The following is a 15,435-nucleotide window of genomic DNA, read 5'->3' on the forward strand; positions in this document are numbered from 1 at the left end:
TTAGGGGTCTAGCGTGAGATTAGCAGCGGATGCGGTCCTCGTCTCCGTGCTTCCCGGACGCGATGTGGATCTTGAGGCATGGGTGGGACATGGATGAGATGAAGGCGGTTCTCTTCGATCGCTACGGGCCTCCCGAGGTGCTCTACGTCGGGCGGCGGCCGGTGCCGGCCGTCGGCCCCGACGAGGTGCTGGTGCGGGTGCGGGCCGCCGGGGTCAACGGCGGCGACCTCCACGACCGGACCGGAAAGGTGCGCCTGGTGACCGGGCGGGCCTTTCCCAAGCCGGTCGGCATCGACTTCGCGGGGGAGGTCGCCGAGGTCGGGGCGGCCGTCACCGGAGTGCGGGTGGGGGAGAGGGTGTGGGGACTGCTGGGGCGGCGCACCGGCAGCATGGCCGAGTACGTCGCCGTCAGCCCCCGGCGCATCGCTCCAGCGCCCGGGAACCTCACCCCGGAGGAAGCCGTCTCGCTGCTCGCGGGCGCGACCACGGCGCTGACCGCGCTGCGGGACAAGGCCGCCCTGCAACCCGGTGAGCGGCTCCTGGTGCGGGGCGGCAGCGGAGGTGTGGGCAGCGTCGCCGTGCAGGTCGGCAGGCTGCTGGGCGCCCATGTCGTCGCGCTCGCGGGCGGGAGGAACCTCGACTTCGTGCGGGAGCTGGGGGCCGAGGACGCGCTGGACCACCGGAAGACACCCCTGTCCACCCTCGGCCGCTTCGACGTCGTCCTCGACACCGTCGGCACCGAACCGGCCCGGGTGCGGCGGCTGCTGGCGCCGGGCGGGCGGATGGTCGCCGTCACCGTCGACTTCGCCCGGCCGCTCGCGGGGATCGCCGCGATGCTCGGTTCCGCCGTGCACGGGAAGGGGCGCATCCGCTTCTTCAGCGGCAATCCCGACAGCGCGCTGCTCGCCGAGGCCGCCCGGCTCGCCGAGCGGGGCGACCTCGTCCCGGTCGTCGACACCGTCCACCCGCTCGACCGGGTCGCCGACGCCCAACGGGCCCTGGAGGCCGGGGGCGTCCGGGGCAAGCACGTCGTACGGGTCGCCGGGTGGACCCCGGCGGCTGCCACGCCCTAGTCGGACTCGGACTCCAGCAGCGCCTTGAGCCTCGCCAGGTCGGCGGCGACCGTGCCGGCGTCGCGCTCGAAGTCGGCCTCGGTCGTCCCCGGCTGCCGGCGGACGGTGAACACCACCTCGCTGCCGGTGCCGTCGGCGATCACGCGGACCGGGTTGTAGACGGTCTCGCCGGAGGGGAGCGTGACGTGGTGGTCGAGTACGCCCAGGTCGTTGGGCGGGGCGAAGGCCACCGTGACCCGGCCCATGGGGGAGGACTCCGCGACCCAGTGGTCCGCCCTCCTCTCGATGGATCCCCCGAGGCCGTGGGCCCACGCGGGCAGGTTGGCCGGGTCCGAGGCGTAGGCGTAGACGTCGTCGGCGGTGCGGTCGATGCGGATGCTCAGGTGGCGCGACTCGTCGCCGGTGCTGTTCATGGCGGCGACGGTAGCGGGCCGTCGCCGCCGTCGTCTTGAACGAATCGGACACCTGCCGGGCCGACTCGTCGTCGGCAAAGGCATGGGTGGGGCGGGCGTAGCGTAGGTGGTATGACGACGTACGGATCCTTTCCCGGCACCCGGCCCCGGCGGCTGCGGACCACCCCCGTGATGCGTCGGATGGTCGCCGAGACCCGGCTGCACCCCGCCGACTTCATCCTCCCCGCCTTCGTCCTGGAGGGCGCGAGCGAACCGGTGCCGATCGCGGCGATGCCCGGTGTCGTGCAGCACACGCGGGACTCTCTGAAGAAGGCGGCCGCGGAGGCGGTCGAGGCCGGGGTCTCCGGGATCATGCTCTTCGGGGTGCCGGAGGAGGGGAACAAGGACGCGGTCGGTACGGCGGGCACCGACCCCGACGGGATCCTCCAGGTCGCCCTGCGTGACGTACGGGCCGAGGTCGGGGACGAGCTGCTCGTCATGTCCGACCTCTGCCTCGACGAGTTCACCGACCACGGCCACTGCGGGGTGCTCGACGACCAGGGGCGCGTCGACAACGACGCCACCCTGGAGCGGTACGCCGAGATGGCGCAGGTCCAGGCCGACGCGGGCGCCCATGTGGTGGGGCCCAGCGGGATGATGGACGGTCAGATCGGGGTCGTCCGGGACGCGCTCGACCAGATCGGGCGGGAGGACGTCGCGATCCTCGCGTACACCGCCAAGTACGCCTCCGCCTTCTACGGGCCCTTCCGGGAGGCCGTCGGGTCCTCGCTCAAGGGCGACCGGAAGACCTACCAGCAGGACGCCCCCAACGCGCGCGAGTCGTTGCGGGAGCTGGCGCTGGACCTGGAGGAGGGCGCCGACATGGTGATGGTCAAGCCGGCCGGGCCCTACCTCGACATCGTCGCCAAGGTCGCCGAGGCCTCGGACGTGCCCGTCGCCGCGTACCAGATCTCCGGTGAGTACTCGATGATCGAGGCCGCCGCCGAGAAGGGCTGGATCGACCGCGACCGGGCCATCCTGGAGTCCCTCACCGGGATCAAGCGGGCGGGCGCGCGCAACATCCTGACGTACTGGGCGACCGAGGTCGCTCGCACACTGCGCTGAGCGACCTGTGCCGGCCCTTCGTACACGGGGTGCGGGCGCGCTCACCCCTTCAGTACTCGAGGGCGTTGGACGCGTCGGTCTGCCAGTAGGTGACCGTCAGCGCGGTGTCGACGTACACGCCGCCGGAGGGCAGCTTGACCGTGGCGATCGAGCCGTCCCCGAAGGGGATCGTGAGGGTGTTCGTCTCGTAGCCGTTCTCGCCGCTGCCGTCGCCGGAGGACAGCCGTACGCCCGCGTAGCCCGACTCGCCCGGGGCCAGCGTCGTCAGCGACTGCGGCTTGCTGGACTCCGCGACCGGCGGCACCGACTGGGCCTCGCCGAACCGTGCCGCCGGGTACTGCGGCAGCGCGCACGTCTTCGCACCGGTGTTGGTGGCGGTCAGCAGCAGGTGGTTGATCGGGCGGGGGGCGTTCGCCGCGGTGATCTTCACGTCGGACGCGGAGCACTCGCCGGGGACGTCCGAGTCGGAGCCGTCGGAGCCATCGGAGCGGTCGTTGGTTCCGGTTCCGGTTCCGGTTCCGGCTGCGGCGTCGGAGCCGGAACCGGTACCGGAGCCCGATGCCTTGTCGTTTCCGGCTGAGCCGTTCGAGCCGTTCGAGCCGGTGGAGCCGGTGGAGCCGGACTTGCCGGTGTCGCCCTTCGCGCTGCCCGCCGGCTGGGCGTTGTTCGCGTCCGCCGTCGCGGAGGTGGCGGAGTCGGGCGCCGGGGAGCCCGTGAGTTCGTCGCCCTCGCAGGCCGTGAGGGAGAGCGCGGCCAGCGCGACCGTGGTGGCGGCGAACAGACGGGTACGGGTGATGCGGCGTGCGGACATGGAAGGTCCCCTGTCAATGTGGGAGTTGGGCGAGCCGCTCGACCGTTCGGCGGGAGCGGCTGCTTGGATGACCACAGCTTGCGGTCCTGATCGTCCCGGCCGCCAGCGCTGGGGGAGCATGCGGGACGATGGGACGCCTGGAACGCTCTGACCTGCGGGAACAACGTCCCTCTGGGATGCGGTACGGGGATGCGAGGAGAGGGAGGAACGGTGGCGGGGGACGACTTCGCGGGACTGCTTCGGGAGTTGAAGGAGCGGTCCGGGCTCAGTTACGGGGCACTTGGCAAGCGGTTGCACATGAGCGGCTCGACCCTGCACCGGTACGTCAGCGGGGAGGTGGTTCCGGTCGAGTTCGCGCCCGTGGAACGCCTCGCCCGCGTGTGCCGGGCGACGCCCGAGGAACTGCTCGAACTCCACCGCCGCTGGATCCGCGCGGACGCGCTGCGCGGTGTGCGGAAGGAGGAGACCGAGGGCGGAGGGGACGAGGAGAGCGCCGAGGGCGCGGAGGGCCCGGAGGGGTCTGAGGCTGCCCAGGGATCGGAAGGTGCCAAGGGCTCGGAAGGTGCCGAGGGCACCGAGGGCGTGGAGAGCCCGGTCGCGCGCGGTGGTGCCTCGGCGGCTTCGGGGACTCTGCCCGCCCCGGAGGGCCGCCGCCGGGTGCCGCGCGCCGCGCTCTACGCCGCGACCGGCGTCGTCGCCGTCAGCGCCGCCGTAGCGCTCGTCGCCAACCTCGTGTCCAGCCCGGACGACGACGGCCGGCGCGGTCCGGCCGGGGCCGTCGCGCGGACCTCGACGTCGGTGTCCGGGAGCGCGACCGGGCCGGGCTCCCCGAGTGCGAGCGCCTCCACGTCCTCCCCGTCCGCCTCCGCGTCCCGGTCCGGGTCACCCTCCGCGTCGCCGTCGCGTCCGGCCACCGCCACGCCGAGCCGGGAGGCACCCGCCGACGGGCCCCTGCTCACCGTGTCGACCACCCCGTACTACTGGGACGTGCCCTGCGACCACGCCTTCCTCGTCGACCGCAGCCCGAAGAACGTGCCCGAGCCCCCGGCCCAGCAGGACGCCGTCGGCTGGGCCACCCCCCTCAACGCGGTCTCCGCGAACCGGCAGACGGTCGTCCTCACCGTGCAGGGCACCGGCCCGCAGACGGTGGTCCTGGAGGACCTGCACGTCCGGGTCAAGAGCACTGGCCAGCCGCTGGGCTGGAACCAGTACGTGATGGGCAACGGCTGCGGCGGGCAGGTGCACACCACGGCCTTCGACGTCTCGCTCGACCTCGGCACCCCGACCGCGACACCGATCGGGGGCCAGCGGGACTTCCCGTACAGCGTCAGCGAGTCCGACCCCGAGGTCTTCCAGGTCGCCGCGCACACCAGTGGCCACGACGTCAGCTGGGAGCTGGAACTGGAGTGGTCCAGCGGCGGGCGGCACGGCACGACGCGCATCGACGACAACGGCAAGCCGTTCCGCACCAGCGCCTCCCGGGACGACTCCTACTACGCGTACCCCCTCGGCAGCGACGGCTGGGAGCTGGCCGAGGGCGGCTGAGACGGGCCGGACCGGGCCCGGCCGCCGGGAGGGCGTCGGGGCACCGGCAAGTCCGGGCGGGAGATAGGTTGTTGACCACCAAACCGGTTCGCTTCGTCAGGCGACATCCGAAAGGTGGGACGCGCATGCCCGGTGACGCCCTCAGCCAGGACCCCGCGGAGCTGCGGAGGAGGATCGACAGCAGCAAGGCGCACCCGGCGCGGGTCTACGACGTCTTCCTCGGCGGCAAGGACCACTACCCCGCCGACCTCGCCGCCGCGGCCGCCGGGCTCGCCGCCAACCCGCGCGGCTACCTCGACGTACGGCACAACCGCGACTTCCTGCGGCGCGCGGTGACCGCGCTCGCCCGGGAGGACGGCATCCGGCAGTTCCTCGACATCGGCACCGGGCTGCCGACCGCCGAGAACGTGCACCAGATCGCCCAGCGCATCGCCCCCGAGTCGCGGGTCGTCTACGTCGACAACGACCCGGTCGTGCTCGCCCACGCCCGCGCCCTGCTCACCAGCGGTCCCGAGGGGCGCACGGACTACATCGACGCCGACCTGAAGAGTCCGGCGCAGATCCTCGAACAGGCCGCCGGGACCCTCGACTTCGACCAGCCGGTGGCGCTCTGCCTCGTCGCCGTCCTGCACTTCGTCGAGGACGCGGAGGCGTACCCGATCGTCCGCGAGCTGATGGACGCGCTGCCCGCCGGCAGCCGGCTCGTCCTCAGCCACCTCACCGAGGACCTCAACCCGGAGAACATCCGCGCGGTCCAGCGGACGTACACGGAGCGGGGGTTCACCTTCGTGCTGCGCTCCCGCAAGGACGTCGAGCGCTTCTTCACCGAGACCGGTCTCGAGCCGGCCGAGCCGGGGGTCGTCCCGGTGCACCACTGGCGGCCGGACCACGCGGCGCCGGTGCCGGAGCGGCCGGAGGAGTCGTATCTCGCCGGGCTGGACGACATCGAGAAGGTCCGTTACCGGGACATCAACGACGTCACGGACGCGGACATCAACGTGTACGGCGGGCTGGGCGTCAAGGGCTGATGAGGGCGCGGGCGGTCACGGGTCGCACGGGTGTCCGGATCGCGGAAGGGTCCTTGTAGGCGGCACGTACGTGCCTAGGCTGCGCGCATGACCGTGACTGAGACCGCGTCCGCCGCCACCACCGCCCCCAGCGCTCCGCTGCCGCCGCTCGCCGCGCGGGCCCGGTCGATCGGCGGTTCGCCGGTACGGGACATCCTCGCCGTCACCGCCCGCCCCGAGGTCATCAACTTCGCGGGCGGGCTGCCGGCCCCCGAGCTGTTCGACGCGGAGGGCATCGCCGCCGCGTACCGGGACGTCCTCGCCGAGACGCCCGCGCGGGCCCTGCAGTACTCCACGACCGAGGGCGAGCCCACCCTGCGGGCCGCGCTCGCCGCCCGCACCTCGGCGCGCGGTCTGGCCACGGACGCCGACGACATCCTCGTCACCACCGGCTCGCAGCAGGCCCTCTCGCTCCTCGCCACCGCCCTGCTCGAACCCGGCGACACCGTCCTCGTCGAACGCCCCTGCTACCTGGCCGCGCTCCAGGCCTTCGGCTTCGCGGGCGCCCGGGTGGTGGCGGTGCCCGGCGACGAGGACGGGATCGACCCCGTCGCGCTGGAGGAGCTGGTGCTGCGCGAGCGACCCAAGCTGCTCTACACGGTCCCCACCTTCTCCAACCCCACCGGCCGGACCGTGCCCGCCGCCCGCCGCGCCGCCGTCGCCGAGGTCGCCGGGCGCCGCGGCCTGTGGATCGTCGAGGACGACCCGTACGGCGAACTGCGCTTCGAGGGCGAGCGGGTGCCGTGGATCGCCTCCTACGAGGGGGCCCGGGACCGGACCGTGCTGCTGGGCTCCTTCTCCAAGGTCATGGCGCCCGGCCTGCGCCTGGGCTGGCTGCGGGCGCCCGCCGAGCTGCTGCGGGCCTGCGCGGTCGCCAAGCAGGCCGCCGACCTGCACACCCCGACCGTCAACCAGCTCGCCGCCGCCCGCTATCTGGCCGACCGGGACCTGGACGCCCACGTCACCCGTGTCGCCGCCGTCTACGGAGCGCGCCGGGACGCCATGCTCGCGGGCCTCGCGGACGCGCTCCCGGCGGGCTCGGTGTGGACCCGCCCCGAGGGCGGCATGTTCCTGTGGGCCCGGCTGCCCGACGGGTACGACACCACCGCCCTGCTCCCCGAGGTGGTCCGGCACAACGTGGCGTACGTCCCCGGCGCCCCCTTCCACGCGGGCGAACCCGACCGCGCCACGCTGCGGCTCTGCTTCGTCACCCAGACCCCGGACGAGATCGCGGAGGGGCTGCGCAGGCTGGGGGAGGGACTGGGCACGGCGCGCCGGGCGGCGCGGCTCCCGTCGTAGGACTGTCGTAGGACCAATGACCGAGGGCGCCGTCGCCGTCGCCGCACGTACGGTGAGGCCATGTCTGACAGCGCACGGACGACGACCCCCTTCTCCCTCGACGCCTACTTCGAACGCATCGGCTGGGAGGGCGGGCGGCGGCCCGACGCGGACACGCTCCGCGGGGTGCAGCTCGCCCATCTGCGGGCCATCCCCTTCGAGAACCTCGACGCGCTCGGCGGCCGGGCACCCTCCCTCGACCTCGCCGACCTGATGGCCAAGCTGGTCCACGGACGTCGGCGCGGCGGTTACTGCTACGAGCACAACACCCTGTTCGCGGCGGCCCTGGAGGCGCTCGGCGTGCGGGTGACCCGGCTGACCGCACGGGTCGTCGTCGGCGCGGACCGCTTCGAGGACCGTCCGCGCACGCACATGGCCCTCCTCGCCGAGCTGCCCGGCGATCCGCGGCCCCACCTGGCCGACGTCGGCTTCGGCGCCCTCGGCTCGCTGCTGGAACCGGTGCCGCTGGTGGCGGACACCGAGTTCCACGACGCCGGGCGCCGGCACCGGCTGGTGCACGCGCCGCGCCGGGGGCCGCTGGAGACGTGGGTGCTCCAGGCGCACGGGGGCGGCGGCTGGGAGGCGCAGTATGCCTTCACCCCGGAGCCGTTCGAGCCGTCCGACTACGAGGTGATCAACTGGCACATCGCCACGAACCCGCGTTCCCCCTTCGCCCGGCGCCCCTACGTCCAGCGCCTCACCCCGGACACGCACCTCCTCCTCGACGGCGACCGCGTCACCGTCACGCGCACCGACGACGGCACGGTCACCGAACGGAAGCTGTCCGACGAGGCGCAGGCCCGCCGGGCGCTGGCCGACGACTTCGGCATCGACGCGCCCGAGGGCCTCACGCTGCTGCGGTGAGGGCGCTCAGAGCCGCTCGGGCGTCCGGATGCCCAGCAGGGCCATGCCACGGTGCAGGGTGCGGGCCGTGAGGTCGCACAGGAAGAGGCGGTTCTCCGCCACGTCCTGCGGCGGCTGCGGCTTGATTACCGGGCACTTGTCGTAGAACGTCGTGTACAGCGACGCCAGCTGGTACAGGTACGCGGCCAGCTTGTGCGGGGCGTACTCCGCGGCCGCCTCGAAGACCGTGTCCCCGAACGCGTCCAGGTGCAGGCCCAGCGCGCGCTCCGCCTCGTGCAGCTCCAGCGCCGGGTGGGCGGCGGGGCGGACCTCGCCGGCCTTGCGGAGGATGGACTGGATACGGGCGTAGGCGTACTGGAGGTACACGCTGGTGTCGCCGTTGAGCGAGACCATCTGGTCCAGGTCGAACTTGTAGTCGCGGCTCGGCGACGTCGACAGGTCCGCGTACTTCACGGCCCCGATGCCGACCTGCGCGGCCCGCTCCTGGATCTCGTCCTCGGTGAGGTCCCGCGCCTTCTCCCGCACGACCTGCGCCGCCCGCTGCACGGCCTCGTCCAGCAGGTCCTCCAGGCGCACGGTCTCGCCCGCACGCGTCTTGAAGGGTTTGCCGTCCGCGCCGAGCACCGTGCCGTAGCCCATGTTGTGCGCGGTGACCTCGTCACCGAGCCAGCCGGCCCGGCGGGCGGTCTCGAAGACCATCTTGAAGTGCAGCGACTGGCGCACGTCCACGACGTACAGCAGCGTGGTGGCGTGCAGGTCCTGGACGCGGTTGCGGATCGCGGTCAGGTCGGAGGCCGCGTAGCCGAAGCCGCCGTCGGCCTTCTGCACGATCAGCGGGACCGGCTGGTCGTCCTTGCCCCGGATCTCGTCGAAGAACACCACGAGCGCGCCCTCGGAGCGCACCGCGACGCCCGTCTCCTCCAGGATCCGGGCGGTCTCGGGCATGCCCTCGTTGTACGCGGACTCGCCGACGATCTCCTCGTCGCGGATCTCCATGTCCAGCTTCTCGAAGACGGAGTAGAAGTAGACCTTCGACTCGTCCACGAAGTGCTGCCACAGCTCCAGCGTCTCCTTGTCGCCGGACTGGAGGGCGACGACCCGCTTGCGGGCCCGCTCCTTGAACTCCTCGTCCGCGTCGAAGAGCGCCCGCGACGCCTTGTACACCCGGTTCAGGTTCGACATGGCCTGCTCGCCGTCGACGTCCTCGGCCGGGGCCAGCTCGCCGGGGTGCTCGAACAGGTACTGGATCAGCATGCCGAACTGGGTGCCCCAGTCGCCGATGTGGTGCCGGCCGATGGTCCGCTCGCCGGTGAAGTCGAGCATGCCGCGCAGGGCGTCGCCGATGACCGCGGAGCGCAGGTGACCGACGTGCATCTCCTTCGCCACATTCGGCTGGGCGTAGTCGACGACCGTGGTGCCCGCGTCCTGCTTCAGCGGCACGCCGAGGCGCTCGCCGTCCGCGAGCCGCGCGGCGAGGTTCCGGGTGATCGCGCCGTCGGCGACGGTGATGTTGAGGAAGCCGGGCCCGGAGACCTCGACGTCCTTGATCAGCTCGTCGCCGGTGGTGATGTGCGCGACGACCTCGGTCGCCAGCTCCCGCGGGTTGGCCTTCGCCTTCTTGGCCAGGGCGAGGATGCCGTTGGCCTGGTAGTCCGCCCGGTCGCTACGTCGCAGCAGCGGGTCGGCGCCGGCGGCCTCCGGCCGGGTGGCCGTGAGGGCGGACGCGAGCTGCTGCTGGACGGAGTCGGTGAGGGACGTGACCGAGGCCATGGAGTGGCTGCCGTTCTGCTCGGGTTCCTGGAAGTAGTACAGGAACCGAGTATCCCATGCGGTGAAAAGCGGTTTTCGCGGATGCGGGCCGGGCTGGGAGAATGGGACGGACAGCCGTGCGACCGCAGCGGCTGGCTCCGGAGCAGTTCCAGAGAAGTTTTCAGGAAAGAGGACGTGCCGATCGTGGCTCAGAGCACAGAGACCACCGACTGGGTCTCCCGTTTCGCGGACGAGGTCATCGCCGAGTCGGAGCGTCGTGCCCCGGGCAAACCTGTGGTCGTCGCGTCCGGACTCTCCCCGTCCGGCCCCATCCACCTGGGCAACCTGCGCGAGGTGATGACCCCGCACCTGGTCGCCGACGAGGTGCGCCGCCGGGGCCACCAGGTCCGGCACCTGATCTCCTGGGACGACTACGACCGCTACCGCAAGGTCCCGGCCGGTGTCCCCGGGGTGGACGAGAGCTGGGCCGAGCACATCGGCAAGCCCCTGACCTCCGTCCCGGCGCCGAAGGGCTCCCCGCACCCGAACTGGGCGGAGCACTTCAAGGCCGCGATGGTCGCCTCGCTCGCCGAGATGGGCGTGGAGTTCGACGGGATCAGCCAGACCGCGCAGTACACCTCCGGCGTCTACCGCGAGCAGATCCTGCACGCCATGAGGCACCGGCGGGACATCGACGCGATCCTCGACCAGTACCGGACCAAGAAGGCGCCCGGGAAGAAGCCGCAGAAGTCGCAGAAGCCCGTCGACGAGGCCGAGCTGGAGGCCGCCGAGGGCTCCGGCGCCGCCGCCGAGGACGACGGCAGCTCCGGCTCCGCCGGGTACTTCCCGTACAAGCCGTACTGCGGCAACTGCGAGAAGGACCTGACGACGGTCACCGCCTACGACGACGACTCGACCGAGCTGACGTACGCCTGCACCGCCTGCGGGTTCTCCGAGACCGTGCGGCTGAGCGAGTTCAACCGCGGCAAGCTGGTCTGGAAGGTCGACTGGCCGATGCGCTGGGCGTACGAGGGCGTCGTCTTCGAGCCCAGCGGCGTGGACCACTCCTCGCCCGGGTCCTCGTTCCAGGTCGGCGGCCAGATCGTCGGGATCTTCGGCGGCGAGCAGCCGATCGGCCCGATGTACGCCTTCGTCGGCATCAGCGGCATGGCCAAGATGTCCTCGTCCAAGGGCGGGGTGCCCACCCCGGCCGACGCGCTCCAGATCATGGAGCCCCAGCTGCTGCGCTGGCTGTACGCCCGCCGCAGGCCCAACCAGTCCTTCAAGATCGCCTTCGACCAGGAGATCCAGCGGCTCTACGACGAGTGGGACCGCCTCGACGCCAAGGTCGCCGACGGCTCGGCCCTGCCCGCCGACGCCGCCGCCCACGCGCGCGCCGTCCGCACGGCCGCCGGTGAGCTGCCGCGCACGCCCAGGCCGCTGCCGTACCGGACGCTGGCCTCCGTGGCCGACATCACCGCCGGGCACGAGGACCAGGCGCTGCGCATCCTCGGCGAGCTGGACCCGGCGAACCCGATCGCCTCCCTGGACGAGACCCGGCCGCGCTACGACAAGGCCGAGGCGTGGATCAACACCCACGTCCCCGCCGACCAGCGCACCATCGTGCGCCAGGAGCCCGACGCCGAGCTGCTCAAGTCCCTGGACGAGCCGAGCCGGCAGTCGCTGCGGCTGCTGCTCGACGGGCTGGCCGACCACTGGTCCCTGGACGGGCTCACCCACCACGTCTACGGCGTCCCCAAGGTCCAGGCGGGCTTCCCCGCCGACGCCACGCCCAAGGAACTGCCGCCGGAGATCAAGACCGCCCAGCGGACGTTCTTCGCGCTGCTGTACCACCTGCTCGTCGGCCGCGACACCGGCCCGCGCCTGCCCACGCTGCTGCTCGCGGTGGGCCAGGACCGCGTGCGGACCCTGCTCGGGGAGTAGGAACGGCCGGTACCACGGCCAAGGGGGCGCCCGGCGAACACCGGGCGCCCCCTTCGCCGTAGCCGCCCCTAGGCGATGTGCTCTTCCTGCAGCTCCCGCATGTGGCGCTCGCTGAACGCCTTCACCATGCGGTCGGCCTCACGCGGGGCCAGCGGCACCCCGAAGGTCGCCTCCACGTCGTTGCGGAACTGGGCGATCGTGGGGTAGCTGCCGTCGATCGACTTCCGGAAGACCGTGTAGTAGTCCTCCTCGGTCGGCGGCGGCTCGGCCGTGCCCCCGCCCTCGCCCAGCTCACGGGTGCGGCCCGGGGCGACCGGTATCGGGAAGCTGCCCGTCTCCTCCGGCGAGGGCTCCTGCAGCGGGGGCTCCTCCTCGTACTGGTCCCGGTACTCGTCGGCCTGCTGCTGCTCCTCGTACCACTGGGCGTACTGCTCGGCCGGGTCGTAGGTGGGGTCGTAACCGCCCTGGTAGGCGACCTGTCGGGGGGTGTTGAACCAGGGGCTCTGCTCGGGTCCGTCCTCCTCCACGGCACCGTGCGGCGGCCGTGGAGCGGGTCCGGTCCCGTCCGCCTCGGTGCCCTTGACCAGCTCGGCACGCTGCTCGCCCGCGGGGGCCGCCTGCGGGGCCGGTTCCTGCGGCCGGGGCGCCGGGGGGAGCAGGGCCGGCTCGATGCCCGCCGCCGCCAGTCCGGAGGGCGCGGTCTGCGCCAGCGGGACGCCGTAGCGGGCCAGCCGCAGCGGCATCAGGGACTCCACGGGCGCCTTGCGGCGCCAGGCTCGGCCGAAGCGGGACCGCAGCCGGGCCTGGTAGACCAGCCGCTCCTGCTCCAGCTTGATGACCTGCTCGTAGGAGCGCAGCTCCCACAGCTTCATGCGGCGCCACAGCAGGAACGTGGGCACCGGCGAGAGCAGCCAGCGGGTGAGGCGGACGCCCTCCATGTGCTTGTCGGCGGTGATGTCGGCGATCCGGCCGATCGCGTGCCGGGCGGCCTCCACCGACACCACGAACAGGATCGGGATCACGCCGTGCATGCCCACGCCCAGCGGATCGGGCCAGGCCGCCGCGCCGTTGAACGCGATCGTCGCCGCCGTCAGCAGCCACGCCGTCTGCCGCAGCAGCGGGAAGGGGATGCGGATCCAGGTCAGCAGCAGGTCGAGGGCGAGCAGCACGCAGATGCCCGCGTCGATGCCGATCGGGAAGACGTAACTGAAGTTCCCGAAGCCCTTCTTCAGGGCCAGTTCGCGCACCGCCGCGTACGACCCCGCGAAGCCGATCCCGGCGATGATGACGGCACCGAAGACGACCATGCCGATGAGGACGCGGTGCGTCCGGGTCAGCTGAAGTGGGCCGGCCACCCGTACTCCCCTCCCATTGCGTGTTGTTGCGCGCAACAGAGTGGCACATGTGTGCGGGGGACGGGTGGCCGGTGGGTCGAAGAGACCGTCAGCTGTCCTTCGCGGGCGCCTTCGAGGAGGACTTCGAGGACGACTTCGACGGCTCCTTCGACGGTGCCTCGGAGGACGACTTGGAGGGCGACGGCTTGCCGCTCGAGGTGCCGCCGCCGGCGGCGCCGTTGGCCTTCGTCACCGCGGCGACCGCCTCCTTGGCCGCCTTCTGCGCGTCCTTGGCCAGGTCGTCGGCGTCCGGGGTCTTGTCGCCCGCCAGGCCCGCGCCGTTGAAGTCGACCGTGACGACGACGTTCTCGACCCGTGCCACGACCGTCTGCTGCTTGAAGGTGCCTTCCTTCTTCTTCAGGTCGTAGCGCACCAGCGAGGCCTCGTCGCCCGTGCCGCTCACCGGCGTGGTCTTCAGGCCCTTCGCGCCCTCCGCGCCCTGCACGTCCTTCAGCTGCTTCTGGTAGTAGTCCCCCGCCAGCTTGTCGCCCGCGCCGCGCGTCACGTCCGACTCGAAGCGCAGCATCGACACGCTCAGCCAGCGGAACTGAGAACCCTTCACGCCGTTGTCGTCGAGGCTGTCCCAGGAGCAACTGGCCCGCGACGCCGTGTCGTTGGAGGAGCCCTCCTTGCCGGAGTCGCCCTTCGGCACCAGGTCGTCCAGCGTCTTCTTCGTCACCACCGAGCACGGCTCGGGAAGCTTCCGGAACGCCGCCGCCTGCACCGTGGGGGAGGGGCTCGCGGACTGGGAGGCCGCGGACTCCTCGGCCGCCTTGTCCTTGCCGTCCTCGGAGCCGGAGTCCGAGGAGCAGCCGGCTGCCACCAGCATCACGGGTACGGCGGCCGCGCCGACAAGGACGCGGGTGAGTCGCTTCGCTCGCTTCGCTTGCGGGTCTCGCTGGTCACGCTGGGCTCGTAGCTGCATGGTTCCTTCACTCATGGCACTCGTGGTTCCTGCGTTCGGAACGGGTCCGAGGGGCCACGGTACGCGGTGAAGAAATCGTGCGGTCCCGCTTCGGGGGCACCGCGCGCGGGCGCGGAGCAGCCCCGGCGGGACTCAACCGCTCAGCGAATCCGCCAGCTGGGAGGCCAGTTTCCGCGCCATGTCCTGCATTTCCTCGCTGTCCGGCACGACGCCGAGCGTCGCCGACTGCTCCGCGTACTCGATGGTCACCATGACGTTCGACGTGCGGAACGCCACAGTCACCGTGCGGCGCTTCGCCGTCGAGCCGGAGCTGCTGAGCGCGTCGTCCACGAACGCCTCGTCGCCCAGATCGTCCAGGAGCCGGGGCTGGACGTCGGTGGGCGCGGCATCGGGGGACGCGCTCGACGAGGACGAGGAGGAGGACGACGAGGCGGAGGAGGACGACGATGGCGTGCCGCCCGCGCCGGTGGGCGGCTCCCCGGATTCCCCCGAGGACGCCGAGGGGCTGCCGGACGGGGAGTCCTCGGCGGACCCGGACCCGGACCCGGACTCGGACTCGGACTCTGACCCGGACTCCGAGACGACGGGTTCGGGCAGGTCGGCGGCCTCCACCTGCTCGGCGAAGAGCTGCTCGGCCTCGCTGTCGTCGCTCACGGCGCTGTCGTACGACACCACCCGCTCGAAGTCGACGAAGAGATGGTCGGTGGCCTCGGCCGACTCCACCTTCCAACGGCACCCGACCTTGCGGTCGGTGTCGTACGCGAGCGTCGGCTCGCCCGCGTACGCCTTCTCGCGCTGCTCCTCGTCGGCGATCTCCTCGATGCCGGGCAGGAGGGAGTCGAGCGCCTTGTTGCCGACCGCGCCGCACGGCTCCGGAAGGGTGCGGTACTTGCCGGGCTCGACCGCCTCGGTCGCGACCCCGGGCTCGCCCGGGTTCGAGTCGTCGGCGGTGGCGCCGCCGTCCGAGCCGCCGGTGCAGCCGGCCAGCAACGCCGCCAAGAGGGCGGCGACGCCGGGTACGTAGGCCTTCCGCTGCACGGTGCGGCTCCTCTCGCCGGTGTGGCTGTGGTCGGTACTCCAGTGTCCCCGCTGGTTATTCGCTTGCCGCGCGGGGGCGTCCCCTGGAGACAATGTGTATCGCACGCGCCGCCGTGAACGCCGGTCAGCCGTCCCTTTGGCTGCCCTTGGCGCCGGTTTTGCGCTTTGAG

13 protein-coding genes are annotated in these 15,435 nt (G+C 72.2%); 7 read left to right on the plus strand and 6 right to left on the minus strand.

Annotation, left to right across the window (positions count from 1 at the left end):
* Positions 1-89: 89 nt before the first annotated feature.
* The gene (locus tag ACGH52_RS21690) at positions 90-1,073 is read left to right on the plus strand and encodes an NAD(P)-dependent alcohol dehydrogenase (protein ID WP_210978126.1); all 984 of its coding nucleotides are present in this window, start codon (positions 90-92) and stop codon (positions 1,071-1,073) included.
* On the opposite strand, the gene ACGH52_RS21695 is transcribed toward ACGH52_RS21690, so the two are convergent.
* Positions 1,070-1,486 (minus strand): SRPBCC family protein, encoded by a 417-nt coding sequence (locus tag ACGH52_RS21695; protein WP_210978125.1) that lies wholly within the window; start codon positions 1,484-1,486, stop codon positions 1,070-1,072. The genes ACGH52_RS21690 and ACGH52_RS21695 overlap by 4 nt on opposite strands.
* A gap of 111 nt (positions 1,487-1,597) precedes the next feature.
* Here ACGH52_RS21695 and hemB point away from each other — a divergent pair, with 111 nt between their 5' ends.
* On the plus strand, positions 1,598-2,590 hold the full coding sequence (gene hemB, locus ACGH52_RS21700) for a porphobilinogen synthase (RefSeq protein WP_059299822.1): 993 nt from the start codon (positions 1,598-1,600) through the stop codon (positions 2,588-2,590).
* Between the two features lie 49 nt (positions 2,591-2,639).
* Here the strand turns inward: hemB and ACGH52_RS21705 are convergent, their stop codons facing one another.
* On the minus strand, positions 2,640-3,401 hold the full coding sequence (locus ACGH52_RS21705) for a DUF4232 domain-containing protein (RefSeq protein WP_399941604.1): 762 nt from the start codon (positions 3,399-3,401) through the stop codon (positions 2,640-2,642).
* Between the two features lie 210 nt (positions 3,402-3,611).
* Between ACGH52_RS21705 and ACGH52_RS21710 the strand changes: the two genes are divergently transcribed.
* The 4 genes from ACGH52_RS21710 (at position 3,612) to ACGH52_RS21725 (ending at position 8,215) form a co-directional block, all read left to right on the plus strand.
* A complete protein-coding gene (locus ACGH52_RS21710; protein ID WP_399941607.1) occupies positions 3,612-4,946 on the plus strand; it encodes a helix-turn-helix domain-containing protein in 1,335 nt (444 codons plus the stop codon).
* A gap of 125 nt (positions 4,947-5,071) precedes the next feature.
* The gene (locus ACGH52_RS21715; RefSeq protein ID WP_076975640.1) at positions 5,072-5,974 is read left to right on the plus strand and encodes an SAM-dependent methyltransferase; all 903 of its coding nucleotides are present in this window, start codon (positions 5,072-5,074) and stop codon (positions 5,972-5,974) included.
* 87 nt (positions 5,975-6,061) lie between these two features.
* On the plus strand, positions 6,062-7,312 hold the full coding sequence (locus ACGH52_RS21720; protein WP_121702403.1) for a PLP-dependent aminotransferase family protein: 1,251 nt from the start codon (positions 6,062-6,064) through the stop codon (positions 7,310-7,312).
* A gap of 60 nt (positions 7,313-7,372) precedes the next feature.
* On the plus strand, positions 7,373-8,215 hold the full coding sequence (locus ACGH52_RS21725) for an arylamine N-acetyltransferase (RefSeq protein WP_210978123.1): 843 nt from the start codon (positions 7,373-7,375) through the stop codon (positions 8,213-8,215).
* Positions 8,216-8,221: 6 nt separating this feature from the next.
* Here the strand turns inward: ACGH52_RS21725 and argS are convergent, their stop codons facing one another.
* Positions 8,222-9,985 carry an arginine--tRNA ligase gene (gene argS, locus ACGH52_RS21730; protein WP_399941612.1) on the minus strand — a complete coding sequence of 588 codons (1,764 nt, stop codon included), beginning with the start codon at positions 9,983-9,985 and terminating at the stop codon, positions 8,222-8,224.
* Positions 9,986-10,159: 174 nt separating this feature from the next.
* Here argS and lysS point away from each other — a divergent pair, with 174 nt between their 5' ends.
* Positions 10,160-11,908 (plus strand): lysine--tRNA ligase, encoded by a 1,749-nt coding sequence (lysS, locus tag ACGH52_RS21735; protein WP_121702405.1) that lies wholly within the window; start codon positions 10,160-10,162, stop codon positions 11,906-11,908.
* A gap of 68 nt (positions 11,909-11,976) precedes the next feature.
* Here lysS and ACGH52_RS21740 read toward each other — a convergent pair whose 3' ends face one another.
* The 3 genes from ACGH52_RS21740 to ACGH52_RS21750 form a co-directional block, all read right to left on the minus strand.
* The gene (locus tag ACGH52_RS21740; RefSeq protein WP_121702406.1) at positions 11,977-13,263 is read right to left on the minus strand and encodes a DUF2637 domain-containing protein; all 1,287 of its coding nucleotides are present in this window, start codon (positions 13,261-13,263) and stop codon (positions 11,977-11,979) included.
* Positions 13,264-13,351: 88 nt separating this feature from the next.
* Positions 13,352-14,242 carry a DUF3558 family protein gene (locus ACGH52_RS21745; protein WP_399941616.1) on the minus strand — a complete coding sequence of 297 codons (891 nt, stop codon included), beginning with the start codon at positions 14,240-14,242 and terminating at the stop codon, positions 13,352-13,354.
* Positions 14,243-14,359: 117 nt separating this feature from the next.
* Complete coding sequence (locus tag ACGH52_RS21750) at positions 14,360-15,265, minus strand: DUF3558 domain-containing protein (protein ID WP_399941619.1); 906 nt, start codon at positions 15,263-15,265, stop codon at positions 14,360-14,362.
* Positions 15,266-15,435: the final 170 nt, after the last annotated feature.

The organism is Streptomyces sp. BBFR25 (genome assembly GCF_044590125.1).
GTDB classification, from domain to species: domain Bacteria; phylum Actinomycetota; class Actinomycetes; order Streptomycetales; family Streptomycetaceae; genus Streptomyces; species Streptomyces canus_D.